Source organism: Streptacidiphilus jiangxiensis, from assembly GCF_900109465.1.
GTDB lineage: Bacteria > Actinomycetota > Actinomycetes > Streptomycetales > Streptomycetaceae > Streptacidiphilus > Streptacidiphilus jiangxiensis.
In genome coordinates this window covers 15681-42122 of the sequence record NZ_FOAZ01000002.1, presented here as the reverse complement: position 1 = coordinate 42122, position 26442 = coordinate 15681, and the positions used below count along the sequence as shown (strand labels likewise).

Here is a 26442-nt window from a genome sequence, read left to right as displayed (position 1 = left end):
TGTGACGATGACGCGCTCGCGCAGGAGCCTGTACCAGCGGTCGACGCGTGCGATGCTGCGAGCCGCGGTCAACCTCACTCCTCCCAACCTGCCGGCCTGGCCCGACCCCGTCGAGCCGTTGGAGAGCTGGCGCGACTGGCTGTCGGCGGTCTGGCTCGACGAAGTCTTCCGGACCACCCTTTCGGCGGCCACCCCCGACCTCGGGCTGCGCGTGGACGCGTTCCTTGCCGGAGAGCTGGTCAGCCTTCGCCGCGCGAGGCGGATGGCGCTGTCCGTCGCCTCTTACGCGCTCAGGTACACGCAACGCTCGACGCCGTTCGGTCTGTTCGCCGGTGTGGCGCTCTGCGACGTCCAGCAGGATGCGGAGATTCAGCGCTTCGCGGACCTGCACCACGCTGTTGGTCGGCCCCACCCGCTCCATCTGGACGCGTTGATCAGTGCCGTCGAGGCCGACCCTGAGCGGATGGCGGCGATGGAGGTCTGCGTCAACTCCCTCGCCATCGTCCGTGAAGGCCGGGTCTTCATCCCGTCCGAGGGCGATGCGGAGTTCTCGCTCGCCCTGAACCACGCGGTGCAGCTGGTGCTCGACACCGCCAGGGCTCCGATCCATTACGCCGATCTGGGGGCCAAGCTTGAGGCCGACTTCCCGACCACCACAGCGGTCCAGCGCGACGAACTGTTGACGGAGCTGCTTCGCGTGCGTCTGCTGCGGTCAGCCATGCGGGCACCGGCCACGACCGTGTTTCCACCGAGCGCCATTCCCCGGTCCGTGCCCGTCAGCCCCGACATGCCCTCTGCCACGGACGTACGACTGGACGGAACTGTGGTGCTGTCGGCGGCGGTGGCGACCGAGGCCGCCACCGCCGCCACGGTCCTGACCCGTCTCGTCGCACACCCCACCGGTATCGAGCCTTGGCGGCGCTACGCCGAGCGGTTCGCGGCCAGGTACGGCGACGGCGTGCTGGTGGCACTGGAGCTGCTGACCGACCAAGCCCAAGGCCTCGGCTTCCCGGACGGTTTCGGGAAGTCGGGCGAGGCGCCGCGCCCGATGACCCGCCGAGACCGCCTGCTGCTCGGGCTGGCCGGCACCGCCGCGCTGGAGGGTACTCACGCCGTCACCCTGACCGAGGCGATGATCGAGGAGCTGGAGGCCGCTGCGGGCCGCAGAGAGCTGACGCCGCCGCATCTCGAACTATGCGCGCAGGTCCAGGCCGCCTCGGTGCTGGCGATGAACCGCGGGGAGTTCCGGCTGCGCGTCGCCACCGTGTCGCGGTCAGCGGGGTCGATGACGGGGCGGTTCTGGGACATGTTCCCGGACTTCGCAGCCGAGCATGCCGAGCTGCCGACCCTCGCCCCGGACGCGGAGCTGGTGCAGCTGAGCTTCCACCCAAGCCGAGTGCACGCCGACCTGCTCACCCGCGTACCTCAGGTGCTGCCCAGGGTGGTCAGCATCGGCGAGTTCCGGCACCCCGGCCCCGGGGTGCTGCTCCCGGCGGACTTGGCCGTCGGCATCGACAAGGACCAGCTCTTCCTGGCCGAGGCTGCCACCGGCCGCCGCCTGGAGGTGCTGGCCCCAACCGCGCTGAACTTCCTGTGGAACAACTACACCCACCCGCTCACCCGATTCATCGCGGAGATCAGTCGGGCTGCGACACCGCAGGTGAACGGGTTCGACTGGGGTGCCGCCTGGACGCTGCCCTTCACACCGGCCCTGCGCCACCGGCGGACGGTGCTGATCCCGGCCCGATGGCAGCTGAAGTCCACGACCCTGCCGGGCCGGCACGCGAGCCTCAACGAGTGGACCACACAGCTGTACGCCTGGCGGAGCCGAGTCCGGCTGCCCGACCGCGTCCTGGTGGCCGAGGACGACCAGCAGCTTCCGCTCGACCTGAACCAGCCGATGCATCTCGACCTGCTGCGGCGTCGACTGTCCGTCAGCCGGACCGGAGCCGTGACGTTGTACGACGCGCCGCCGCCGGACGCGAACGGCTGGCTGGGTGGCCGGGCTCACAGCATCGTCTTCCCGCTGGTCGCGTCGTGACGACAGGCGCCGGGCCACAGCAGCTCGCCGAAGGCCAGCTCGGTGTCGCACTGCTTCACATCGAGCGCGGCGATCTTGTCGAAGCCGCGCACCTTGTCGGCCAGGTGGTGGAGGGCGGGGTGAGCACCGGCGCGAACGCGTCTCTGTTCCACGGTGCGCCCGGGTTGGAGTTCGTCCTCAGCCGCGCCGGCCAGGACACCCGATCGGTCCGCGACGCAACAGACCGGGTCGTTCGGGCACGCCTCGGCGCCGCGCAGGAGCAGGGCCGCAGCGGCGTATTGCCCACCCCAGCGCAGTTCGACCTGATCCGCGGACTCACCGGTCTGGGCGCAGTGTTGCTCACCCGCGAGACGACGTCGCCACTGCTGCCGCAGATCCTGGCCTACCTGGTCCGATTGGCCTGGCCGGTCGACTTCACGGGACACGAGGTGCCGGGCTGGTGGTCCAGCACCGGGCCATGCGACGAGGAGATGCCCGGAGGCCACGCAAACCTGGGTGTCGCTCATGGCGTCGCCGGGCCCCTCGCCCTGCTGTCTCTTGCCGCTCGCCGCGGCTACCAGGTGCCCGGGCAGATGGTCGCGATCGAGGTGATGACGGGCTGGCTGGAGCAGTACAGGGGCGGCTACTGGATCACCCTCGGCAACCTCTCCAGCGGCCCCGAGGACACCGAAGCGCCGTCTTCGCGCCCTTCGTGGTGCTACGGCGAGCTGGGCCTGCTCCGTAGTCGGCACCTGGCCTGCTTCGCCCTCGGGGACAGCATCCGCGCGGCCGCGGTCGAAGCCGCCGCTGTCGACGTGCTGACCGACTCACGTCGCCTGCGCCTCGTCACGGACGCGTCGCTGTGTCACGGCTGGGCCGGATTGCTCACCGTGGCCCGCTCCATGGCCAGCGACAGCCTCGCACCGGACGAGTTCGCCCGGCCCATCAGCGACATCCAGTCCCGACTGGCCCACGCCATCGACCAACTCGACAAGCCCGGATTCCTGGAAGGCCGGGCCGGGGCGCAGCTGACCCTCGACGGCCACGACACCACCGGCTGGACCCGCGCACTCCTCATCAACTGACCCAACCCGCAGCAAGGAGAGCCCGACCCATGGACGACGAACACCTGCCGCTCACCGGCCCGGACAGAGACTGGTGGCACGTCAACATCGCGTTCCACGACAAGAAGGTCACCAAGCATGCCGCCGCCGAGCTGGCTGCCTTACTCACTGGCGTGCGCTATCACTTCCTGCGCAAGGACGGCGGGCTGCGCCTGCGCACCCACCGATCCGTGGCAGACGTCCTCGACACCCTCGTCGCCCGCGAGACCATCGAGAGCTGGAACCCTGGTGTGTACGAGCCGGAGACCACAGCCTTCGGCGGACACCTGGCCATGGACCTCGCTCACGAGCTGTTCTGCGCGGACAGCGGCCCAGGGCTCGCCGAGCTCGGCATCCCCGGCGGCAGGGAGCGCTGCGTCCTGCTCCTGTCGACGATGTATCGGGCCGCAGGCCTGGACCCCTTCGAGACCGGAGACGTCTGGGTCCGGCTCGCCGCCCTGCGCCCGCCGGTCGCCCCGCCCACCGGCGCGGTCCGCGAGAAGGCCGTCGCCGCGATGCGCAGGCTGATGTACGCCGACGCCGCCCAACGCCAGGGGGCCGAACTTGGCTGGGGCGAGCGCGTCGCGGCCTTCGAGCACGCCGGCCGCCAGCTACGACGGCTCAACTCGGCCGGTGACCTGATACGCGGGCTCCGCGCTGTCCTCGCCCACCACGCCGTCTTCGCCTTCAACCGGGCCGGGGTCACCCCGGAGGACCAGGCGGCAACGGCGTGGCTGGGGGGCGAAGTTGTCTTCGGCGACACGGAATCCGACGCCCTCGTGTCTACCGCCTGGTCTGGAAACCGGACCCGTAACCTCGCACGAATGGAGAGCACCTTGAGCACCACCGCTGAACCCTCCGAGCTGCGCAACGCGCTCGTGGACCGCCTGATCGACAACGGCCGTCTGCACAGCCCCGAGGTCATCGCCGCCTTCCGCGTGACCGAGCGCGAGCGCTACCTGCCCGGCGTCGATGTCCAGACCGCGTACACCGAGGACGCTGTCCCGACGAAGTACGACGAGGACGGGGAGATGATCTCGTGCATCTCCGCTCCGTCCGTCGTGGCCGCCCAGCTGGAGCAGTTGGAGGCGCAGCCCGGACACAAGGTCCTCGAAGCCGGCGCGGCCACCGGCTACAACGCCGCGTTGCTCAGCCGCCTCGTCTCGCCCGGCGGTCAGGTCTGGACACTGGACGTCGACCAGGACCTCGTCGACGGGGCCGCGAAGAACCTCGCGCAGACCGGCGTCGACAACGCCACCGCTGTCCTGGGAGACGCCGCGGTCGGACTGCCTGAGCATGCGCCGTACGACCGCATCCAGTTCACCGTCGGCACCGGCGACATCCCCGTGAAGATCCTCGACCAGATCGCCCCTGGCGGCCGTCTCGTCCTCCCGATGCGCATCCGGGGCAGCATCTCCCGAAGCTTCGCCTTCGAACGCGACGGCCAGACCTGGAAGACAAGCAGCGACGAGATGAGCACCTTCGTGCCGCTACGCAAGGGCATCTGCGACGACGTCTACACCCGCGTTCAGCACGACGGTGACGGCGACGTCCGCCTGGAGACCTTCAGCGAGCAGCAGGTCGACCGTGAGGCCATGCGCACCGTGCTGGACCAGCCGTCGGTCAAGCAGTACACGGGCGTGAAGTTCTACAAGGGCGCACCGTTCGAGTGGCTGTACCTGTACCTGGCGTGTGTGCTCCCCAACGGCCTTTCCCGGCTGCCGGGTTCGCGAGCAGGCTTCACCCCGCACTTCGGCTGGGGCTCGATGGCCGCACTCGACGGCGACAGCCTCGCCTACATGACCATCCGCGAGGGTGAGAACCAGCAGGGCAAGTTCTGGGAGCTCGGCATCGTCGGTCACGGCTCACGTGCCGCCGACCTCACCGAACGGGTGGTCATGGAGGTCCGGGCCTGGGACGAGGGCTGGGGCAACGACGGCCCGAGGCCGGGCTTCCGCATGGCAGTCGGCGACATGCGCCACCGGCTGACCGCCGCCGACCCGCGCTTCGTCGTCGACAAGTCGTACAGCCGCCTGGTCGTCGACTGGCCGCGAAAGGGGTGAGTCGATGCTTCCGGAGATAGCCAGCCGCATCCCGTTGGTACGCCGCTCCAAGGCGCCGGGCTTACCCCTACAGCGGCGCTTCGACGAACTCAGCGCGCTGACTGTTCCGCCTGCGGGCGCGAGCCACCAGGATCAGGTGGCCCGCGCCTGCGGGGTCCTGAACTTCGCCGCCCTCATCGCCTCCGACACCGGCATGCCGGACCTCGCCGCGCAGCTCTGCTGGGAGCAGCACCAGGTGTTCGCCGAAGCCGGCATGCTCTCCGGCGAGATCGCGGTGTACGCGCTGATGCCGCTGGTCAACATCGCGCGCCTGCTGACCCGTGAAGGCGACGGCGAAGCCGCCTACGACGTGCTCCACCGGCTCCACGCTGCTGCCCTGCGCCGCAGCACGGTCGACATCTGCGGCCACGTCGTCGACCTGTCCACACTCACCAACGATCCCGAGGACCACGCGAGGATCTGCAAAGAGCTGTGGATCTCGGTACTGATCGACGGTGCTCGTGCCCTGGCCAGCCTCGGCCGCTGGACCGAAGCTGCCGAAGCGATGGCAGCCCACCGCGGCATCGGAGACCGACTGCTCGATGGCCGGCAGATCAAGATCATGTCGCTGATGGAGCAGGGTCGGCCCGACCAAGCTTGCGCCCTGATCGACAGCACCACAACGACAGAGGAGTGGGAAGTCGCAGTCGCCGGCCTCCTCCGGTACTACTGCCGGCCCGCCGACGCGCGCGTCCGGTTGGGTCTTCCCGCTGCGGTGCGGAACGTGATCTCCCTGATCTCAACAGCAGACGCCGGTGTGGCGGTCTTCCAGGCCCGGGCCGGGTTGACCGCCCTGGATCTCCTCGACGGCACCCAGGACCACCACGCCGCTCAGCTCTGCACGGCGATAGCCGAGATTGGGACAACGGACGCCTACGCCGCCAGGGAAATCCTCGGCCACCGGGGGGTGCGCTCCACCTTGAGCGGTGAGCAGCTGAGTACGCTTCAGGAGGTCCTGGATGTGTCAGGCCTGGGCGCAGGGAGCCTCAAGCCAGCCCATGGCCTGGCGCTGGACACAGCCGTGCATGCCGGCATCGAAGGCCTGCGAGAGCTGCTCGGCGGGTCGACGCCCTCCGGGACCTCAGAGGACGGTGCTGAGACCGCCGTCCGCGGTGAGGACGATGCCGTTGAGGACGGCGGCGGCGTCACTTGCAAGGAACAGCACCAGGTTGGCGATTTCATCGGGGGTTGCCGCGCGTCCGAGCGGGATGCGTGAGAGCAGTTGTTCGCGGCGGGCGTCGCTGAGCTGCTTGGTCATCTCGGTGGTGACCAACCCGGGGGAGATCACATTGGCCGTGATGCCGCGCGAGCCCATCTCGGCGGCGATGGACCGGGCCATCGCGATGACTGCGGCCTTGGATGCAGCGTAGTTGGCCTGCCCGGCGGATCCGTTGGACAGTACTGATGAGAAGAAGATCATTCGGCCGCGACGGGCGCGGAGCATGCTGCGCCCGGCCCGGCGAGCGACGCGGAACGAACCCGTGAGGTTGGTGTCCAGGACCCGGTCGAAGTCGTGGTCGCTCATGCGCACGCTGAGCTCGTCGGCGTGAGTGCCGGCGCAGGCCACCAGGACCTCGACTTTGCCGTGGGCTTGTTCGGCTGTGTCGAATGCGGCATTGACCTGCTCGGCGCTGGTGACGTCGCAAGGGAGTGCCAGCAGGTTGGCGTCGGGCGGCGGTTCGCTGCGGTACGTGACGGCCACGCGGTCACCGGCGGTAGCGAAGGCGCGGGCGGTGGCGAGGCCGATGCCACGGTTGCCGCCGGTGACCAGCACAGAGCGGGACACAGGATGTTCCTTTCGGGGTCAGGCAGCTTTGGGGTTGCTGAGCTCTTTGCGCAGCGCTTCGTATAGCGATGCACTGATGGATGCCTGGTCGGCCAGGTGCTGGAGGGCGGTGGTGGCGTCTGCGCGTACTGCGGTGCGGCGGGTTTCGAGCAGGAGGTGGAACTCTTGCGCCGCGGGGCCAGCGGTGTCGGCTGGGCGCAGGTTGTCGAGGACCTGGTCGATGTCGCTCATAACGATCAGTTCTACGTACCAGCCGCCCGCAGGCCGCTCACATCCCCACAGGAGGGTGGGGCCATACGTGCCGGGCACGCCTTCATCGAGGTAGATCCGGTGGCCGGGTCCCTGAGCGCGGGCGAGGGCAGGAAGGGGAATGCAGTGCTCGGGAGCCAGATGCTCGACCTCGTCCTCGGTGTCGAGCAGGATGTACGGGCGCTTGGGTGAGTTCCAAGCGTTGGCGGTGCTGGCCTTGGACGTGCCGAAACGGACGTGGGCATCGGTGATTTCCCGGGCGCCTGGGCCGAGGTCGAGGTTCTGGTAGAGCGCCAGTTCGCGGGTGGCGCGGTGGATGAGACGTCCGAGCTCGGTTGCGGCGGCATCCGGCGTGCGGCTGAGCTGCGCTCGCAGGATGGAGCGGCATTCGGCCAGTTCGGCGTCATCGCGGACTTCCGGCAGCAGGGCGTCCAGGGCCTGTGCGGGCTCGACAATGTGCAGTTGGGAGGTTCCGTCGGGGGCCGGGGCCACCCAAACCACCGTGGCTGTGGTGTCAGCGGTTTCACCGGCGTCCAGGTGGAGGATGTGCCCTCGGCCCGCCAGGCGGGACAGGGCGGGTAGCGGCACGCTGGTATCGCCACCGGCCAGGTCCTTGGCGGTCTCCGCGGGGTTGCCGCAGCTTGGCAGGGGAGCAGGGAAAGCGGTAGGGCTGATCATGGGATTCTCCGTCGATGATGAGGCGCTTCAGGAGGCGAGAGAGGCGAGCATGCGCTCGTACATCGCTGACCGGGCCTGGGTCTCTTCGACGAGCTCGCCCAGACGCTCGACGGCCTGCTCTCGGTCGTCCGGCAGCAGTGCCGCGAGGATGGTGAGGTATTCGGCGGCGGCGGGGCTGTTCGGGTCGGCTGGGCACAGCCGGCGCAGTGCGATCCGCAGGTCGACCGGCTGGACCTTGTAGCTGCCGTTGCTCTGCCGGGTCGACCACATCACGACGGGCCGCCCGTCCTCGCGACCCTGGCCGCAGTCGAGCCGCAGGTCTGCGCGCGGCCCGACCTGGGCGGAGAGGTTCGGCAGCGAATGGCACTGGTGGGCCAGGGCGAAGGCCTGGATCTCGCCCAGGCTGTTGGTGGTCACTAGGTCGGAGCTTGCTGGCTGCACCAGGTGGAGGGGAGTGTCCCGGTGGTCGTGGGCGAGCTCGTCGGGAAGATCCGCGGTCTCCTCCGCGAGCCAGCGGATGACCACCACGCGGATGTGCTGCATCTTGGCAGGCAGCAGCACGGTCACCTCGACATCCAGATCCTCGTGGTCGAAGCGCTTGATGTGTAGTCGCCAGTGGTCGCCGTCGCGGTAGTCGACGACCCGGTCCTCGGCATGCCACATGTCGTGGATCTTCGGGTTGGCCATCATGTGCTCCCACAGGGCGCAGACCTCGGGGTCGTCGGGGCACTCCGTGAGGGCGGCGCGGACCAGGCCGACGTAAATGCGGGCGTGGTGCTCCCAGTTCACCATCTGATCCTGGGCCTCCGGGTCCAACAGGGCCCAGGTGATCAGGTTCGCCCCAGGCCGTTCCACCCATGGGAACCACTGGGCCATCGCGGCGTTGTAGCCGATGATGTTCCACGCGCCGTCAGTCATATAGCACGGCTTCGGGTTCAGATCGTCCAACAGCAGCTGGAGATCCCGATGGGTGTCACCGGAAGGAAGCTCAGAACGTGGGCCTCCCGGAATGTAGCCCAAGGTGTAGAGGAACAGTGCATTACGGTCCACCTCGTCGACCATCAATAGGTCCGCGAGCGCCTCGACCTTGTCGAGGGTGAGCTCGCGGTGCGCGCCTCTCTCGAACTTCGCGTACGTTTTGCGGCACCACCCGAGCACCTCGGCGGCCTCTTCCTGGGTCACTGGGCGGCCCCGCTTGATGCCCGCTTCGGCACGCGCGCGCTTGAGCAGGCCCGCCCGCGCCATGGTCTCCTCGGCGGCGATAGCCGCCGCGACGCGCAGGCTCGGGGTGGACGACGCGACGCGCCCTTGGCTGTCGGAATGCATGGAGAATCCACTTTCGGATTACGGAATGAACCTGGGCGGCTACTCCCCGTCGCCGAATCGATGACCCAGTCACTTCCCCCAGATCAATGCTGATCCGGCAAGCCCGCCGCCCCCAGTGGCTTAGGTCACTTCGTATCTGGACCGAATGGAAGGAAGGGCGGCCTATGGGAACTCGGATTCCCACGGTGCTGCCCGATGATGGTCCCGCAGCCGGGGAGCGCCTCAACAACTTGGCCTCCGGCACTTATCAAGGACCCGGCTCCCCGCGAAGCCTGATTCCGCGGGTCGGGTCCGCCGTACCGACCAAGGAGTTGTGATGCACAAGTACGCCGTAGTTGGCGATGGAATCCAATCCGAAGCCCCTGAGACTGCACCCGCGCGAGGGCCGCTGCGGGTCTTCCGGGTCGCGCAGGCCCTGGCTGTCGACGAAACAGGCGGAAGCGGCCCCACGCTGCTCGGCGATCGCACCGGCTTGGGTTCCTCCGTCGTTCAGCGCATCCTGCATGCAGGTGCGGCCGCGGGTGCGTTCGAGCGTGAGCGCGACGGAACCTACCGGCTCGGCCCGCTCTCGGCGACCCTCGGGGTCCGGGCGACGGTCCGACGCGGTCACGGACTGGACCGCCGCGCAATCCTCCAAGAACTGCATGCCAGCACGGGTGGCGGTGTCTGCACGATCGAGAGCCTGACCATGCTGGGCGGAGCCAGCAGCTCATGCATCGACCTCTGGGCCCACGACGGGGAACTGGAAACGCTCCGGATCAGCCGCACCCGCTTCCTGGGCACCGCCCGCCCCCTGCGTGTGGGCGCGGCCGGCCGGGTCCTGCTGGCCTCCATGCCCCGCACTCTGCTGAAGAAAGTCGCGGCCGAACCGCTCCCCGACGACCACGGCCCGGGGGCGATTGCCGATCCCGAGGCATTCCGGGCGGCGGTCATCACCGCGCGCGAAGACGGCTACGGCCACGCCTGTCAGGAACTGTGGTCCGGCTGGGACACCATTGCCGCGCCGATTCGCTGGGGCGACGTGATCGGCGCTGTCGCCCTGGCAAAGCCCACATCGAGCCTGCGTCTCAGGCCGGACCTGATGCGCGACACCGGACAGGTGATTACCGCAGCCGCGCGCATCGAAGCATTGCTGCGGCGTGGCGAATAGTCGCGCGCTGGCCCTGCCGCCGGGCTGCTCTGCTCGACCGGCCTGCGGAATGCCGGATCGTGCCAGGGATTCCGCGTCGGCAGCATGTGTGATGGGCCGTCATCCCGCTGCGCGGGATATCGACCCCAAGTACCCCTCCCACCCACGAGAACGTATTGAATCCGGCTTTGGCATCTGCCTAGAGTCCACATATCGGCGGCCGCCCACGAGGCCTCAGCCCGACCCGGCCACTCGCCACGGGCGAAGCCGACGCACGAGTGCCGCCTGCAGCGGTACCGGGCAATCGCTTGCTGTAGTGGCCAATTGGCTCGTATGGTCGCGGTCCGCAGGTGATCACCACCGAAGGACGGCGAACAACGGCCCGATGCCGCCGCCGTGCACGACCGAGACGCGACCCAGGGCACGCGAAAGGCGTCCAGGAGCGGGAACTCCCGGACGCCCGACCGCACCCGCTGGGGACACGGCTCGCAAAACCGAAGCAGACCCGGCTCACCGTCCTGGAAGACACCGCCGGACTGCCCCTATCAGTGGAGTGTGTCATGGACCAGCTCCGGCGTACAGCCGCGCCCCGGCCCGCCCCGGACAGCCCCGCCGTCCCCAGCCACCTGGCCCCCACCCTGCGCGTCTACATACCTGGCGTCGCCTGGCTGCGTCTGCACAGCCTCCAGGTGCTCGGTCGGGGATGCGCCCTCTCATGGATCGCCGCAGACCACCCCGATGCGGTCTGGGATGCGGACCTCGCCCTCGATCTTGCGACGGGCCGACTGCACCCGTGGCTGGAGACTGACTTCGCGGCCGCTGGGACGGCGGAGGTCGTCTGATGCGGGTCCACCGAGGGGAGCACACCCGCTCCTATGTCGTTCTGCCCAACCGTGTTGCCCAGGACAGGCGTCTCTCGTTCACCGCTCGTGGCTTGCTGGCGGACTTGCTCTCGCGCCCCGACGGGTGGCGAGAAGACTATCGCGCCATGGCGGACTCTAGCCCGCAGGGCCGAACCGCTGTGGCTCGGGCTCTTCGGGAGCTGCGTGAGGCCGGCTACTACCGGATCGAGCGAATCAGGCGGGAAGACGGCACCTTCCTGACTGTCACTCATATCCATGATGCCCCTCATTCCAGTGATCCGGTGCCGCCGAGCACCGTGAACCCGGGCTCCGGTCGTCGGGCTAGCGATTCTCCGGGTGGTAACCCCGTAAAGGACGTTGGGAAAGGACCCTCCCTCCCCTCGCAGCGCAGCGGCGAGGGGCCACAGGACGCTTCGGAGGTGCGAGGGGCGGCCGACACGACCTGTCCGACCGAGGACACCAGACCGGCCGAGGTGAGCAATCCGCAGACCCGTGAGGCGGTCGCAGTCCTGTACCGGGTGATCCGCTCGGAGCCGCGCCTTCGCCTAGGCGCGGTCGAAGCGCTGGAACTCGCGCCGTTGGTGGCCGCGTGGCTGGCCCGCGTCGGCGAGCGGGACCTCGCGGACGCCCTGCTGCCTGGTCTGCCGCCCCGGGTCTACAACCCGCTGAAGCTCCTTCGGATCAGGCTGACCCGCAAGATGCCGCCGATCTCGGGCGCGTGCTCCGACCAGGGTGCCGCCTCAGGGACGCGCCTCGGCGACTGCCCCAGCTGCCGCGACCCGCTTGGCCCGAGCGGCGTGTGCCTCCCGTGTGCCGGACTCGGTGACCGCAGCAAGGTCAGGGTCGGGTCAGGTGAAGCCGCATCCGCCGCCGGCGCCGCCAAGGTGCGCGCCGCCTGGAGGGCAGCCCAGAGCGCCTCTCGGCCCCTCGCTCTGGCCTGACCAGCCCCCTGCTTCCACCTCCACCTGCTCACTCCGCACGGCCGTCGCCGCGCGGAACTTCGGAGACCCCATGAACGTGAAGCCCACCAGCGCGCCTGAGCTCGACCAGATCGCCTCCGCGGTCGACGCGTGGAGCCTTGACGCGGCGTGCGCCTATGCCGACGACCCAGACGTGTTCTTCTCCGACGTCAAGGACCCGGAGCGGATCCGCCACGCCCGAACCGTTTGCCGCGACTGCCCGGTCATCGACCCCTGCCTGCTCGAAGCCGTCTCTCGGCCTAAGAGTCAGGACGTCGGGGTGCGGGCCTGCACCGTCCCCGAGGAACGAAGCACCATGCGCGCCCGTGGCCTCGGGCGATGCGACCCGGAGCGCGTGGAGCGGGTCCTGGCAGGTGCACGAGGCCACCTGTCACCGGCCGAACGTGACCTCGCGGTCGTGCGCACGATCCAGCTCGGACTCCCAGCCGAGCGACTGGCTCGCGCCCTGGACATTCAACTCCCATACGCGCGACGGAAAATCGCCGACGAGCGCCGGGCCATCGCACTGCGCGCTGCCACGAACCCTGGCCGACCCCGTCGACGTGCCCGGGAGGCCGCGTGAGCAAGCTGCAGACACGCGGCCGTCTGACCGGCTGGGACCTGGCCGCGATCCTGGCACTCGGCGCGGCCGGTAGCGCCCTGTCCTACGACGCACTCCGGCAGATGGCGGTCGCCATTCACGTCCGCCCCCAGCTGACCTACGTGTTCCCGCTGCTGCTCGACGGGTTCATCGCCTACGGCGTCCGCGCCGTGGTGCTGCTGCGGCGAGCCGCGCTCCACGCCCGCGCCTACGCCTGGAGCCTGTTCTCGGCCGCCACCGCCGCCAGCGTATGGGCCAACGCGCTGCACGCAGTCACCCTCAACAACGAAGCCGCCCAACGGCCCTCCACCGGGTTGCGGCTGAGCAACCTCACGGTCGGCATCCTCAGCACCCTCGCACCGCTCGCACTCGGCGGCGCGGTCCACCTCTACATCGTCATCGCCCGCCACCACAGCGCCCAGGACGCCGACACGCAGGCAGGCGACCAAGAGCACGGACCAGGCCAGACAACCGCGGATGCCGAATCCGCAACCGGCCTGCGTCAGAGCGCTGACCGCACCCGCGCCGTCCGCAGGGCCCGGAGCCGACGCACGCGGAGGCCGGTCCGCGCCTGGACTGCGGTCGACCGACCTCCGGTCAGCCCCGCAGCGGTCAAGGAAGCGGCTGGGCCCCCGCCGCAGGAGGCGCGCGAGCCCCAGGCCACAGCACCGAAGCCACCGGCCGACCACCAGCTGACCGGGCCGGTCGATCCGGCCCCATCCGGGCACGCGCAGGCGGGTCGGCAGGTCGAAGACACGCCCGAACCGCAAGGCGGGACCGGCGGCCCGGCGGTCAGTCCTGGCCCTGACCGCGGTCAGGCAGCGCTGCCCGGCTCCTGGGGGCCGTCGACTCGCGCGGAGGTGATGCGCCGACCGGCGCTGACCGCCCGGGTCGATCCGGCCGCCGACCTCGACGCCCTGCTGCCGATTGCCCGCGACGCCGCCGCGCAGGCCGGACGGCTGAACCGCGCGGTAGTCGCGGACGGGATCCGCGCCTCCGGCCACAAGATCAGCAATGAGCGGGTCACCGCCGTCATGAAGGCGCTGCGCACGTCGCCGAACCCGCCCGCCAAGCCGCCGGGCAGACACCGCCGCTGAGCCTCCCCGTTCTACCCTCCGCCGCCGAGCCCGACGCCGGCGGCGGAGGCCACCCGCTCGAACCACTCCACAGCTCACCGCCCTTGAAAGGCCCCACCATGTCCCGCTTCCCTGCCAAGTCCGCTGTTCGCCCGACCGGCCGCTGGTTTCTCCTGCGTAGCCGCTGGACGTTCGTCGAGGACCCGGCCCTGAACGACCTGCTCTCGGCTCGCCAGGAAGCCGAGCAGCAGGCCGAGCGCGCCCGCATGTTCCGCGCAATGTCCGGGTCCTGGGGCTGACCGCCCCCGAACCCGCCCCCAGTCGTCCAACTCGACCGCAGGCCAAGGAGTCCAGCCATGCCAACCCCACAGACCATCCCCCTTGTGGTGCTTCCCCAGCCGACCGAGGCTCCCGGCGCCGCAGCTAACGCTGACGACGAGGCGCTCGCCTTGATGCAGCACCTGCTCCGCTTCGGCTACCTGCGCGCCGCGCGCCGCCAGGGCGACGGCAGCTGGCGCATCCGCGTCCGCGACACCTCCCCGCTGCTCGCCGTCCCCGACGCCCACGCGGCGCTCGACTACGCCGTTGTGATGCTCAGCCTCTTCCACGGCTACGGCTTTGAACCGCCGGCGGTGGTCGCGTGACCACGCACGAGCCCACCCGCGACGAGGATGACATCGCCGCAGGCCAGACCCCCACCGAGGCGGGAGCAAGCTATAGCCTTGGGGGCTCCAATCCCGGCGCTGCCGGGATTGGAGCCCCCAAGGCGCTTGACTCCAGCGCACCGGGGGGCGCGCTGGAGGACGTCCAGCACCGGGGGGCGCAGGACGAAGAAGCGGACTCCTCGCCGCCCGTCGGCGCCGAGGAGTCCGGGCCGTCGGGTCGCAAGCGCCCCTACGGCCGGGTCCAGCGGCATAAGCACTCGATCCGGCTCAGCCGGAGCGAGTTCGAGCAGATCCGCCAGGCCGCCGCCTGGACGGGGCTGCGGCCGATGGGCTTCGCGGCGAACGCCGCTGTCACCGCGGCCCAGGACGAGGAGTCCGCGCGGGCCGGCATCGTCAACCAGCGCGGGATGGTGCACGAGCTGATGCGCGCGTCAGCGCAACTCGGCTGGGTCGGCAACAACTTGAACCAGATCACGCGCACCCTGAACTCGGGCGGTGACGTGATCGCCGAAGATCTGCGCGCCTGTCTCGCGCGAGTCACTGTCGCGGTCGTCCGGGTGGAGCGTGCCGCCGAACAGCTGGCGGGGCGGTAAGCGATGGTGCCCGACGTCAACGAGGACAAGGGCCGCGACACGAAAGGGCTGCTGTACTACCTCTTCGGTCCCGGCAAGCGCGAGGAGCACACCGACCCCCACATCGTGGCGTCTTGGAACCCGCTCCTGGTCCAGGACCCGGGCGAGTTCCCGTTCCTGTCCGACCGGCACACCGAGCGGATGAGCGCGCTGGCCCGCTACCTCGACCTGTCCGTCAAGGCGCTCAGCCAGCCCCCCGCGAACGGCTGGGTGTGGCACTGCCCGGTGCGCAACGCACCAGGGGACCGGCTGCTCAGCGACGAGGAATGGGCCACGGTTGCACGACGGATCATGCACGCCACGAACCTGGCCCGCGAGGGCGACGAGCAGGCGGTTCGCTGGGTGGCGGTCCGCCACGCCGAGGACCACATTCACATCGTCGCCACCCTGGCTCGGCAGGACGGCCGGGCGCCGCGCTACCACAACGACGCGATCAAGGCGCAGGCCGAATGCCGCAAGATGGAGCACGAGTTCGGCCTGCGCCGCCTCAACGCCGGTGATGGCACGGCCGCCAAGCGCCCGACCAGCGCCGAGATCATCAAGGCCGAGCGTCTGGGCCAGGAGCAGCCCTCCCGGCTGCTCCTGCAGCAGGCCGCCCGGCGCGCGCTGTCCGGTGCCCACTCCGAGGAGGAGTTCTTCTCCTGCCTGGAGGGCGAGGGCGTGCTCGTCAAGATGAGCTACTTCCCCTCAGGCGATCCGCGCGGGTACAGCCTGGCGGTCCTGGACGACACCAACGCCGAGGGAGCACCGATCTGGTACCCGGGCGCCAAGCTGGCCCCGGACCTGTCCCTGCCCAAGATCCGCAGCCGCTTCCTCCGATCAGAGATGGAGCAGGACGCCCCCGCACCGGTCCAGGAGTCCCGCGACCCCGGCAGCGGGACCGACGCCGACACCGTCATCGAACGCCCGGTCGTCGCACGCCGCCAGGCCGCCGCGGCCGTTGAGAACGCCGTCACCGTGATCGTAGCCGAGGAACCGGAGCCGGCAGCGGGAGAGATCAGCGACCTCACCGAGGTCCTCGACGCGCTCGCTGAGACCACCACCCCCGGTCAGCAGCGCACAGAACTGCTCGCGGCAGCCCGCGCCTACGACCGCGCCTCCCGCTCCCACGTCCGCGCAGTCCGCACTCAGGACCGGGCACTGCGCCGCGCCGCGAACGACCTGTGGCACTCCGGCTACCTGCTGCGCAGCAGCAAGGATGGAGGCGCCAGCGCCTGGCTGCTGTCCGCCCTCGTCCTCGCGGTCTTCGCCGTTGCCAACTGGCACGCCCAGCGCGGCCACCACCAGCAGGCCGCTGCCGCCCGCGAAAGTGCCCAACACCTGCGCCGCGCCTACCAGCAAGCCGCCGGCCCCAACTTCGCAGCACTCCAGCGAGAAGGCCGACGGCTCCCCGGACCCGTTCGCCAGCGCCACCGCAACAGCCTCCTGCGCTACCACCCACACCAACCGCGACAGGAGGCGGACCGGGCGACGTTCGACGCCCTCGCCTACACCCTCCACCAGGCCGAACAACAAGGCCATGACCCCGGCGAACTCCTGCGCCAAGCCACCGCATGGCGCGAACTGGACACCGCCCAAGACGTCACCGCCGTCCTGGTCTGGCGTATCCGCAACCTCGTCGACCTACCGGCCCCGGCCGCCGACACGCAGCGACCCGAGCGCACCGGGCGCCACGGCGACCGCCCCCAGACCCCGGACGGCCCTGGCCGCCAGCGCTGACCCAGCCTCGGCCAGCCCCTGCGCCACCAGCTCCCGCACCGCTTCACACAGGAGGCCTTCCGTGCCCCGACACGCCCGCACCACCCCTCCCACCCGCGCGACCGGCTCCACCGAGCGCCGCCGCCCGCGCGCAGAGCAACGACAGGACCAGCCTCGTCGCCCGTGGCTGCTCGACTGCTACCTGCTGCGCTCCACCGACGCCCTGGCGGGCGCGGTCCTCGCCTACGCCGTCCCGCTCATCGTGCTCCAGCTCACCGGCTCCGCCGCCCTGACCGGCACCGCGTTCGGCATCGAGTGGCTGCCCCGCATCCTGGCCATCCTCGGTGCCGGTCCGCTCATCGACCGCTACACCCCGCAGACCAGCGCCTTCACCGCAGCCGTCCTGCGCACCGCCGCCACCGCCGCCACGCTCCTCGCACTCGTCCTCGGCGCGGGAGCACCCGCGGTGCTCGCCTACGCCGTGATCGGCGGCATCCTGACCCAGGCCGGCACGCTGGCCACCGAGTCGCTGACCAGCGAGGCCAGCCGCAAGGCCGGACCCGACGGACACAAGGTCCAGGCCACCGCCACCGCCATCGACCAAGTCGCCCAACTCGTCGGCCCCGTCCTGGCCGGCCTGCTGCTGTGGTGCTCCCCGGTGATCCTGCTGACCGCCGTCGCCGGACTCTGCGCGATAACCGCACTCCAGGCCCTCCTCCTCGCCGAAGCCCACCCGCGGCCCCGGCTGCGCCTGGTCACCGACGAACCCGCCCCGAGCCTGCCGCGCCAGCTCGCAGCGGGCACCCGCACCGTCGCCCGAACCCCGGCACTGGCCCTGCTGATCACCGGCCTGGCCTCCGGCAACCTCGTCTCCGGCGTCCTCCTGGTGGCCACACCCATCCTCACCCAGCAGCGCTTCCACCACCTGGCCGAAGCCAGCACCGGCATCTGGACCGCCAGCGCCCTCGCATCCCTCGCCGTCGTCGCCCTCGCCCGACGCACCATCGCCCACAACGGCCTGTTCCGCACTGGAGCCGTCGCCGCCGCCTGCGCCTCCACCGCCGCCCTGGCGGCCGGAGCCGCTCCCACCTTCCCGCTCTACGCCGCCGCCGTCACCGCGATGATGGCCGCCGAAGGAGCGCTCGCCGTGGTCCTGCGCACCGGCCGTGCCCGCCTCATTCCCGCCGCCGGGTTCAGTTCCACGCTCGCCGCGACGATCGCGATGACCACCCTGCCCCTGCCGGTTGCCGGCACCCTGGTCGCCGCCGTCAGCCCCAACGACCTCCAGCTGGTGGTCATCGCCTCCGCGATCTTCCAGGCAGTGGTCGCCGCCGCCTGCTTCACTGGCCTGGCCCGCCACCGGGCGGTCCTCGACGCGATCCCCAGCACCACCAGCGCCGATGCGGCCCAACCTGCACGCGCTGCTGCATCCGGTACCCGCAAGGCCGCGTGACACAGCGGAGAACAGCCCAGTGCAACGTTGCTGAAGCAGACCCGGCGCGGACCGAATGGCCCGCGTCGGGTCTGCTTCCGGTGATGGCGCTGGCCTGCGGTTCTCTCCGCGCGGAATCCCCTTGACTGCCACGTGAGACGGGGCAGTATGTGTGCTCCCTATCCGCATCCGCGGAGCAGGGACCGCGCCGGCGAGAGGCACCACGAGATGACCGACCCAGACCCGAACCCGGCCATGCCGCAGGACCAGCCGGTCCGGATCATCAAGCACTCGGCGCCACTTCGCCCTCGCGGGTTCGCGATCACCTGCCCGAGTTGTGGGGCAGAGCGGGACTGGCTGCTCATTCACCGGCCGCGCACCCGGGGAGTCTTCATCAGATGCCGCTGCGCGCACCAGTGGATCGACCCGGAGCTCGACCTGGAGAGCTTCGAGGCCATGTACATCTACCCGGAGCAGGAATTCGACAGCGCCGAGGCCATAATCGAGGCGACCGGATTCGACGGCCTCTTCTCCGGCACCTACATGTAGTACCGGGAGCCAGGAAGTGATCTTCTCTGAAGTGGACGATCAGCCCCAGGTGTCCACCCTCAGCGAGGAAGTCTCTCAGGTTGCGGCGCGGTCTGGCTATCAGCCGTCAACTCAAGAACATGCCAAATGGGGACGCCGACCGGGCTGTGCCTTGGCGGCAACACGAGTGGGTGACGCGTTGTCAGCGGCGGCTGTCAGTCTCTGAGGGTCGACCGACCCAGTAGGGAGTGTGCGCCTTGGGCATCACCGCTGATCATCTGCGTAGGACCGTGACCGCCTACCTGGCCACGAGGCCCGAGCAGCGTGACTTCGTGGATCCGCTGATCCAGCTGCTGGACCAGGGCGTGGATCTGACTGACCGGCGCGAGTGGCGCGGCCACGCGACGGCCAGCGCCGTGGTGCTGAACCCGGACGGCCTGGTCCTGCACATCGCCCACGCGGCCAGCGGGAAGTGGCTGCCCGCGATCGGAGGCCACCTTGAAGAGGAGGATGCCTCGCTCACTGGCGCCGTCCTGCGGGAGCTGGAGGAAGAAGTCGGCCTGAAGCCGCAGGACCTGGTGTGGCTGCTGGACGCGCCCGTGCACATCGATGTGTTCCCGATCCCCGGGCGCGAGACCCGCGGCGAACCCGACCACCTCCACTTGGACTTCTGCTTTCTGCTGACGACCGGGCGCACCGACTTCCGGCTGCAGGCCGACGAAGTGCACGCCACCGCCTGGCGACCGATGGACGCACAGGTCGACGACCGGCTCCGCGAAGGCGTGCAGCGGGCTCTGGTCCAACTGCCCGTGTCCAGCCAGCCGAGCGAACCGGCCGCCGCGCCCGGGACCAGGACGGGCAGGTGCCAGTGCGGCACCGTCGCGTACACCGTGACTGGCCCCGTCCGAGACAGTTACCTGTGCTTCCCTGATGCTTGAGTGAGTTCAAAGGGTTCACGGGGGTGTAGGTGGACGAGTGGTTGCTGGTCTTCGTTCCGGATCCGGAACGGTGGGGGCCGCTGCCGGACGAGGGCGTGCTCGGGGTTCAGGACCTTCCAGGTGCGCTTGATCGTGTGGGGCTTCGGCCGGGTGATCCGGTCTTCGTTCGGCCCGACTTCACAGTGGACCGAGAGCTGCTGCAGTTCGCGCTCTCCTCGGAGTTCCGTCCTCTCGAGCGGGAGACGCGGCGCAACTACGCGACCGACATCCGGCTGTTGCTGACCTGGCTGTGGAGACGCGGGATCCCATGGCGAGACGCTACGCGCGAGGACTTGCGGGCCTACCGGGAGTTTCGGTGCGAGTCACCGCTCAATCCGGCCCGGATCAGCGGGACGAAGTGGGATCGAGAGGCTCCGGCCTTCACGCGGCTCTACCGGTGGGCGAGGGTCGCTCCGCTGCCAGTGGACAGCCGTCGTCGGACGGACCGCGCTCCCCATGCCCGCAGCTCGCGGGTCTCCTGGCTGACCCCACGGACGTGGGCGCTCTGGCAGGACGTGGGCCTTCGAGGGCTTGGCCCTGACGGGGCGCCAATGGGGGGCTGGGACGGGCGCACCGAGTTGCGAAACACCTCCTTCGTCGGGTTCACGCTCAGCTCGGGGTTGCGGCGGCAGGAGTCCGGCGCGCTGCTCACGTTCGAAGTGCCGTCACGTCCGCTTCGCTCGGGGCGCTACTGCCACGGGCAGGTGGCCCGGGCGCTGTCCCGGTCCAAACGGGACCGGACCTTCTACGCGTCGGTCGACTCGCTGCGGCAGGTCAGCGCGTATGCGGAATCGGAGCGGGCCTGGGCCGTCGAGCGGGCCCAGAGGCAGGGGGCGCTACGAAAGGTTGCCGCAGATGCGGCTGATCACCAAGGTCACATCGGGCCGCACCACAGTGGTTCATTGGGTCGACCGTGACGGCGCCGAGGGCCGGCGCGACTTGACCCTGCTCGACTGGCGTGAGCGGCAGTGGTTGTTCGTCGAAGGCCCGGAAGGCCCGGAGCCAGCGTGGTTGTGGCTGACCGAGCAGGGACTGCCCATGCTGCCGGACCGGTGGAACACCGTGTTCCGGCAGGCGAACCAGCGGTGTGAGCAGGCGCTGCTCTCTGCCCAGGAGCGGGAGGCACCTCGGCTACTGCGGGTCGCGGAGGTCCGCGGGCGGGTTCCGTACGCCACGCCGCACTCCATGCGGCACTCGATGGCGCTCTACATGCTGATCCTGCTCAACGAGCTGATGGACAAGAAGTACGGGCTGACCGCCGCAGACCGGCGCGACTTCGCCCAGCTCTACGGCGATCCGTGGTGGCTGGTGAAGACGCTGCTCGGACACCGGGACGTGGAGACGACGAAGGAGCACTACCTCGCCCCGGTTATGCACCTGCACCTGGAGTCGGTCCTCGCCTTCGACGACCACCGGCCGGACGAGGAGCAAGGCGGGGACATGAACAGCCTGTTCGCGCGACTGGCCCGCGAGACCACCGGTATCCAGGACATCGAGTACCTGGTCGGGGCGCTGCCTGCGCTGGAGGTGTCATGAGTGGCCGAGGGCGCAAGGCGGTCCTGCCGCCGGCGGACTTCCAGGCAGCCGAGCGCCTGGCTCTGAACGGGCTGCAGGTCACGGTGATCAACAAGGACGGCTACGGGCGGGTCTTCGACTTCGCCAAGATGCCCGTCCCGGAGCCGATGCGCCGCTCGCTGGCCCGGCTTTACGCAGACCAGTCACTGGCCTGGCACAGCCACGCCAGCGGCCTTGCCTACTGGCAGTCGCTGCTGGTCTTCGCCCGGTTCCTCGAGGTTCAGGGGCAGCCGGCGCAGGACCTCGAGGACCTGACCGCGGCCACCCTCAAGCTCTGGCGCAACAACCACAAGGACACCCCCGGCGGCCGCGAGGCCATGGCCAAGATGAGGACCCTGCTGAACCAGGATCCGCGCCTCGCCCGCGGCCCCGCGGCGGAAGAACTGGCCCGACCGGTGCCGAACAAGGGCAAGATCTCAGGGAAGTCCTCCTACAAGCCGTCCGAACGTGCTGCGGTGATGCTGGCTGCCGAGCGCTGCTTTCGGCCAGCGCTGCTGCGAATTCGGGAGAACACGGCTCTCCTTGGCCGCTTTCGCGCCGGGGAGCTGACCGAGGGCACTGTTGAGTGGCAGGTCAGCCAGCTCCTCCAGCACATCGCCACCACGGGTGACATCCCCCGGCTCACGCATGGCAAGATCCCCGGCAGCAGCCGCGTTCTGCTGGGAGGGACCACGCGCGTCTACACCTGGGGACGCCTGTTCTTGACCAGGCGGGAGCTGACTTCCCTGGCCGTGCTGATGACGGACCGGTTCGGCTGGAACCACTCGACCTACAACCGGCTGCCGGTCCCCGTCACGACAGCCTCAGTGGGCGAGGCGACCACGGTGACCTACACCGTCACCATCGAGAAGCGCCGCAGGGGCAGCGGACGGTGGTTCGACACGGAGAACCACACCGACTCCGGAGCCGACTCCCCAGGCCGACTGATCACGCTGGCGCTGGAGGCCACCCAGCATGCCAGGGCGATGGGAGCCGTCATCGCTCCCGGTGTCGACCTTCTGATGGTCGCCCGGCTGCACAGTCCGGGGCGGCCGGACTCCGATCTTGACCAGCCCCGTCCGGTATGGCCGTTGTCGTTCGGCGTGACCAAGGCGGACGCGCGACGTTGGGCGACCTCGCACGGTGTCGGCTCCCCGTTTCGCCGGAGCCGGCGCACGGCCGTCGTTAGGGAGGGCAAGCCGCTGCAGCACAGTCGCGGAACCCATGAGAGCGTCTACGTTCTGCCCGACCGGAACGTCCAGCAGGGAGCTGTCGAGGTGATCGCGGCCGGAGCCGAAGCGGCCCTCCAGCAGGCCCGCGAGTACACCTTCAAGGGCCAGCTCGCCACCTTCGCCGATCCCGAGCACCAGGAGACCGCTACCGCGGACTGCGCGGATGAGCGCTCCACCCCCTGGCCCGGTCCGGACGGTGGCTGCGGCGCCGACTTCCTGCTCTGCCTGGCCTGCGAGAACGCGAGGGTTCACCACGGACACCACCCGCGGCTCGCGCTCCTGCACCGCCAACTGATCGCGATGCGCTCCGCCTGGCCGGAAGAGCTGTGGCGCAAGCGCTGGGACCAGCACCTCCAGCGGCTAACCGACCTGCGGTCCAAGGTGAACGAGACAGCGTGGGATGCCGCGCTGTCTCGGGCGACGGACCGCGACCGGGAGATCATCGACCACGTCTTCCGGGGAGAGCTCACGCCATGACGACGGTTCGAGCCGCGGAACTCGACTCCTACGTGCTGCCCGTACCCGGCCCCGACACCCCGGTCGTCCAGGCCCGCTGGATCAGCCCCGCCAACACCTTCCCCAACTCCCGCTTCAGCGAGGACCTCTGGTCGCTGGGGCCGTTGACCGACAATCCGGGCGAGAGCATCCACCGCATCCGCTGGAGCGGATGTCCCGCGGTCCTCCAGGCGCAGTTCAGGGTCATCGTCTGGACCATGATCAATGGCGAGCTCCGGCCGACCTACGTCAAGGAGCGGGCGTGTCAGCAGCGATCACGTGACAGCGTGCTGAGCATGCGCGACTGCGTCCTGCAGTGGTTCAAGTTCGCACGCTGGCTCGCCGGCCAGGGCGTCACCCGCCTGCAGGACTGCACCGCCGACCACTGGGCTGCGTTCGCGGCCACGCGGGCCGCCGACGGAATCCGCCGCGACCACATGCTGGGCATTCTGAGGTGGCTGACGGACATCTGGGCCTTCGACCAGCTCTCCGCCCACCCATGCGGCGTCACCTGCCCGCCATGGGAGGCCCAGGGGATCGACGACTACCTCCCCGCCGAGACCGCCAGCGCGGCCGGGGAGAACCGGACCGATGCCCTCGACCCTGCAGTGATCGGACCACTGCTGACCTGGTCGATCCGCATGGTCGACGACTTCGCCGACGACATCCTGGCCGCCTTCGCCGAGCGCCGGCGCATGCACGCGATCGCCACCGCCACCAAGTCCTCGCCCGAGAGCCGGGCCGCACTGCTCGGCTACGTGACGGCGCTAATCGACGCCGGTACCCCGCTGCCGGCCACGGTGCACCGCGGCAGGGGCCTCACGCTGGCCAACCACTACGTCGCCTACGCCACCGGAGCCAGCCAGTCACAGGTCTGCCAACTGGTTTCCCGGCTGAGCCTGAAGGAGCTGACCTCCCGCAACCCGGGCCCCTCACCGATGCAGATCCCGGTGACCGGCCGCATCGAGGGACGTCCATGGCGCGAGCACATGGACTACGAGGAGACCCTCACACTGGTCCGGCACCTCGTCACCGCCGCAGCAATCGTGATCACCTACCTGACCGGGATGCGTTCCCAGGAATCCAGGACCCTGCGGTCCGGCTGCTGCCCCGACCCGGAGCCCACCCCCGACGGCACGACACCCCGGCACCTGATCAGGGCCCATCACTACAAGAACGTCCGCGACAGCGACGGCCACCACGTCTCCGCCGGCGAGGAACGCGATGTCCCCTGGGTCGCGATCACACCGGTCGTCAACGCCATTCGCGCCCTGGAGCGAATCGTCCCCGAAGGCGAAGTACTGTTCAGTGCCAGCCACCACGACATCGTGAACCAGCGAACGCAACACGGCGCCCTGAAGCGGACCAGCATCGACAGCCGCGTCGAGCAATTCATCGCCTGGATCAACCGCGAGGCCATCGCCCAAGGCCTGCCCGACCAAATCGTCCCCAACGACCCGCACGGCGGCATCGGGCTCAGCCGCCTGCGCAGGACCCTGGCCTGGCACATCGCCCGCCGTCCCGGCGGCCTTATCGCACTGGCCATCCAGTACGGTCACATGCGCACCGTGCTGGACGCCCGCACTTCCACCGGTTACGGCAGCCGCGAACGCCGAGGCATCCACGCCGAACTCGACGTCGAGACCGCCCTCGCCGCAGCCGACACCGCGGCCCGGCTGCGCGACGCCATCGCCGCCGGCGAGAAGGTATCCGGCCCAGCCGCCCGCCGCGCCATCGTCGGAGCAGCCTCCGTCCCGCGCTTCGAAGGAGCCCTGACCACCCCCAAAGCAGCCGCGAAGTACCTCGCCCGCGACGGCCTGGTCCTGTTCGACAACCCCGACGCGTTCCTGATCTGCGCCTTCAAACGCAGCACCGCCCTGTGCGGGCCAGCCACCGACGCCATCGCCCCCAACCAGTTCGCCTGCCAGCTCGGCTGCGGCAACGCGGTTCGGACCGATTCCCACGCCCGCGCCGCCCGGGAACACGCCGACCAGCTCGACCTCAAGGCCGACCATCTCCCCAAGCCTCTCGGCAGCCGACTGCGGAGGACCGCCGGCGGGCTCCGGGCCCTGGCCGATGCGCACGACACCGATACCCAGCTCAGCCAGGAGGCTCTCGCATGACGCAGCAGCACCAGGACGAGCGCTCGCGCATCCGGGCAGCGACCGACCGACTACTGGCCGGCCAGCCCACACACTCAAACGGCAGCCTGACCGTCGCCGCGCTCGCCATCGAAGCAGACGTCCACCGGATGGCACTGATGAAGCGCCACGCCGACCTGAAAGAGGAGTTCTACGCCCGGGTCCGGGCGGAGACGCACCAGACACCCGAAGTGGAGCGTCGGCTGCGCAAGGAGGTGGTGAGACTCAAGGAAGCCCTCGCGGCCTCGCGGGCAGCTGAAGCAGCGGCACGGCAGAGAGCCGAGCAGATCGCCCTCGCCGCCGCTGTACTCCTCCTCCAGTCGCCCGCCACAACTGCTCCGGCCCGGGACGGAAACGTGATCGCATTCCGTCAGCAGCCGCAGTGATCCATTTGGACCGGAGCCGCCCGCCCCGCTGGACATCCTCGCGAACCTGGGCTGATTCGCGGAGCACCGTTGCGGGCGGACCCGGCTTCGTGGATCCCATGCATGGGGCTTGGCGTGTTCAGCTGGCGGTGACCCACTGGGTGGCGCGTGCCCGGAGCTTGGAGGCGATGGCGGCGAGGCAGCCGCCGGGCAGGTCGGTGACCCAGTCGAAGGCGTCGAGGTTGATGCCGTGCTGGGCGGCGGCTTGGAGCATGTCGGCGAGCAGGGCCGTCGCGGCGGCTTTCTCCTCTTCGGTGCCGGGGGTGGTGCGGCGTTCGGAGACGTCGTTGATGCGGTCGGCCAGTTCGCGGTGCCGGGCCACGGCACGCAGGCAGGTGCTCGGCAGGTCGGTGACCCAGTCGAAGGTGTCCAGGGTGATGCCGTGGTTCGCGGCGGCCTGGAGCATGTCCGCGAGCAGCGCGGTCGCGGCGGTCTTGTCCTGCTCGGTGCGCGGGTGGGCGGGTCGGCGTTCGGCGGCGGTGCTGACGCGGTCGGCCAAGTCGCCGTGCCTGGTGACGGCGCGGTAGCAGCCGCCGGGCAGGTCGGTGACCAGGTCGAGGGCGTCGAGGTCGATGCCGTGCTTCGCAGCGGCCTGGAGCATGTCGGCGAGCAGGGCGGTCGCGGTGGCCCTGTCCTGCTCGGTGCCGCCCTTGGCGGGGCGGCGTTCAGCGGCGTCGGCGATGCGCTCAGTCAGGGTGCGGTTCTTGCGGTCGGTGTACTCGTACACGTTTGAGGTCTCCGTGGTCAGTCGGGGCCGTCGGCAGCGGCCGG

General features: G+C 69.9%; 23 protein-coding genes. 19 read left to right on the top strand and 4 right to left on the bottom strand.

The features are described 5' to 3' along the window. Nucleotides 1–7 precede the first annotated feature (7 nt). The 3 genes from BMY61_RS03490 to fxlM are packed head-to-tail and all read left to right on the top strand — an operon-like array spanning nucleotide 8 to nucleotide 5186. Nucleotides 8–2041, top strand: a complete 2034-nt coding sequence (locus BMY61_RS03490; RefSeq protein ID WP_082015049.1) for a lantibiotic dehydratase family protein — start codon at nucleotides 8–10, stop codon at nucleotides 2039–2041. Then, nucleotides 2038–3105 carry a lanthionine synthetase C family protein gene (locus BMY61_RS03485; protein ID WP_042448287.1) on the top strand — a complete coding sequence of 356 codons (1068 nt, stop codon included), beginning with the start codon at nucleotides 2038–2040 and terminating at the stop codon, nucleotides 3103–3105. The genes BMY61_RS03490 and BMY61_RS03485 overlap by 4 nt, the downstream gene beginning before the upstream one ends. A 29-nt stretch (nucleotides 3106–3134) precedes the next feature. Beyond that, nucleotides 3135–5186: a methyltransferase, FxLD system gene (fxlM, locus tag BMY61_RS03480; protein WP_075003738.1), complete on the top strand. Its 2052-nt coding sequence runs from the start codon at nucleotides 3135–3137 to the stop codon at nucleotides 5184–5186. A 1120-nt stretch (nucleotides 5187–6306) separates the two neighbouring features. On the opposite strand, the gene BMY61_RS03475 is transcribed toward fxlM, so the two are convergent. The 3 genes from BMY61_RS03475 to BMY61_RS03465 are packed head-to-tail and all read right to left on the bottom strand — an operon-like array spanning nucleotide 6307 to nucleotide 9264. Next, entirely contained in the window at nucleotides 6307–7011 is a 705-nt protein-coding gene (locus tag BMY61_RS03475) for an SDR family oxidoreductase (protein ID WP_075003737.1), read from the bottom strand. A gap of 18 nt (nucleotides 7012–7029) precedes the next feature. Beyond that, the gene (locus BMY61_RS03470; RefSeq protein ID WP_052438732.1) at nucleotides 7030–7938 is read right to left on the bottom strand and encodes a hypothetical protein; all 909 of its coding nucleotides are present in this window, start codon (nucleotides 7936–7938) and stop codon (nucleotides 7030–7032) included. Between the two features lie 27 nt (nucleotides 7939–7965). Further along, nucleotides 7966–9264 carry a helix-turn-helix transcriptional regulator gene (locus tag BMY61_RS03465; RefSeq protein ID WP_042448284.1) on the bottom strand — a complete coding sequence of 433 codons (1299 nt, stop codon included), beginning with the start codon at nucleotides 9262–9264 and terminating at the stop codon, nucleotides 7966–7968. A 316-nt stretch (nucleotides 9265–9580) separates the two neighbouring features. On the opposite strand from BMY61_RS03465, the gene BMY61_RS03460 reads away from it, so the two are divergent. The 16 genes from BMY61_RS03460 (at nucleotide 9581) to BMY61_RS03385 (ending at nucleotide 25632) form a co-directional block, all read left to right on the top strand. Beyond that, on the top strand, nucleotides 9581–10414 hold the full coding sequence (locus BMY61_RS03460) for an IclR family transcriptional regulator (protein ID WP_042448283.1): 834 nt from the start codon (nucleotides 9581–9583) through the stop codon (nucleotides 10412–10414). A gap of 539 nt (nucleotides 10415–10953) precedes the next feature. Beyond that, the gene (locus BMY61_RS03455; RefSeq protein ID WP_042448280.1) at nucleotides 10954–11235 is read left to right on the top strand and encodes a hypothetical protein; all 282 of its coding nucleotides are present in this window, start codon (nucleotides 10954–10956) and stop codon (nucleotides 11233–11235) included. A 494-nt stretch (nucleotides 11236–11729) separates the two neighbouring features. Then, nucleotides 11730–12197 (top strand): hypothetical protein, encoded by a 468-nt coding sequence (locus BMY61_RS47380; RefSeq protein ID WP_236656029.1) that lies wholly within the window; start codon nucleotides 11730–11732, stop codon nucleotides 12195–12197. Nucleotides 12198–12267: 70 nt separating this feature from the next. After that, nucleotides 12268–12798: a WhiB family transcriptional regulator gene (locus tag BMY61_RS03445; protein ID WP_052438730.1), complete on the top strand. Its 531-nt coding sequence runs from the start codon at nucleotides 12268–12270 to the stop codon at nucleotides 12796–12798. Continuing rightward, the gene (locus BMY61_RS03440) at nucleotides 12795–13913 is read left to right on the top strand and encodes a DUF2637 domain-containing protein (protein ID WP_042448278.1); all 1119 of its coding nucleotides are present in this window, start codon (nucleotides 12795–12797) and stop codon (nucleotides 13911–13913) included. Before BMY61_RS03445 ends, BMY61_RS03440 begins: the two co-directional genes overlap by 4 nt. Nucleotides 13914–14011: 98 nt before the next feature. Next, entirely contained in the window at nucleotides 14012–14191 is a 180-nt protein-coding gene (locus tag BMY61_RS03435; protein ID WP_042448275.1) for a hypothetical protein, read from the top strand. A 153-nt stretch (nucleotides 14192–14344) separates the two neighbouring features. Beyond that, nucleotides 14345–14536, top strand: coding sequence for a hypothetical protein (locus BMY61_RS03430; protein ID WP_042448272.1), 192 nt, complete (start codon nucleotides 14345–14347; stop codon nucleotides 14534–14536). Next, on the top strand, nucleotides 14533–15150 hold the full coding sequence (mobC, locus tag BMY61_RS43885) for a plasmid mobilization relaxosome protein MobC (protein WP_052438729.1): 618 nt from the start codon (nucleotides 14533–14535) through the stop codon (nucleotides 15148–15150). Before BMY61_RS03430 ends, mobC begins: the two co-directional genes overlap by 4 nt. Before the next feature lie 3 nt (nucleotides 15151–15153). Continuing rightward, nucleotides 15154–16908, top strand: coding sequence for a relaxase/mobilization nuclease domain-containing protein (locus tag BMY61_RS44715; protein ID WP_042448269.1), 1755 nt, complete (start codon nucleotides 15154–15156; stop codon nucleotides 16906–16908). A 61-nt stretch (nucleotides 16909–16969) separates the two neighbouring features. Next, on the top strand, nucleotides 16970–18340 hold the full coding sequence (locus BMY61_RS03415) for an MFS transporter (RefSeq protein WP_052438728.1): 1371 nt from the start codon (nucleotides 16970–16972) through the stop codon (nucleotides 18338–18340). A 207-nt stretch (nucleotides 18341–18547) separates the two neighbouring features. Beyond that, nucleotides 18548–18868 (top strand): hypothetical protein, encoded by a 321-nt coding sequence (locus BMY61_RS03410; RefSeq protein WP_052438727.1) that lies wholly within the window; start codon nucleotides 18548–18550, stop codon nucleotides 18866–18868. A 236-nt stretch (nucleotides 18869–19104) separates the two neighbouring features. Beyond that, on the top strand, nucleotides 19105–19785 hold the full coding sequence (locus tag BMY61_RS03405) for an NUDIX hydrolase (RefSeq protein WP_075003734.1): 681 nt from the start codon (nucleotides 19105–19107) through the stop codon (nucleotides 19783–19785). A gap of 894 nt (nucleotides 19786–20679) precedes the next feature. Continuing rightward, entirely contained in the window at nucleotides 20680–21360 is a 681-nt protein-coding gene (locus BMY61_RS48560; RefSeq protein ID WP_342342506.1) for a site-specific integrase, read from the top strand. After that, nucleotides 21357–23087 carry a hypothetical protein gene (locus BMY61_RS03395; RefSeq protein ID WP_042448267.1) on the top strand — a complete coding sequence of 577 codons (1731 nt, stop codon included), beginning with the start codon at nucleotides 21357–21359 and terminating at the stop codon, nucleotides 23085–23087. Before BMY61_RS48560 ends, BMY61_RS03395 begins: the two co-directional genes overlap by 4 nt. Beyond that, nucleotides 23084–25228, top strand: coding sequence for a hypothetical protein (locus tag BMY61_RS03390; RefSeq protein WP_042448264.1), 2145 nt, complete (start codon nucleotides 23084–23086; stop codon nucleotides 25226–25228). Before BMY61_RS03395 ends, BMY61_RS03390 begins: the two co-directional genes overlap by 4 nt. Continuing rightward, the gene (locus tag BMY61_RS03385; protein ID WP_042448261.1) at nucleotides 25225–25632 is read left to right on the top strand and encodes a hypothetical protein; all 408 of its coding nucleotides are present in this window, start codon (nucleotides 25225–25227) and stop codon (nucleotides 25630–25632) included. Before BMY61_RS03390 ends, BMY61_RS03385 begins: the two co-directional genes overlap by 4 nt. Before the next feature lie 118 nt (nucleotides 25633–25750). Here BMY61_RS03385 and BMY61_RS03380 read toward each other — a convergent pair whose 3' ends face one another. Continuing rightward, nucleotides 25751–26398, bottom strand: a complete 648-nt coding sequence (locus BMY61_RS03380; protein WP_042448258.1) for a hypothetical protein — start codon at nucleotides 26396–26398, stop codon at nucleotides 25751–25753. Between the last annotated feature and the right edge of the window lie 44 nt (nucleotides 26399–26442).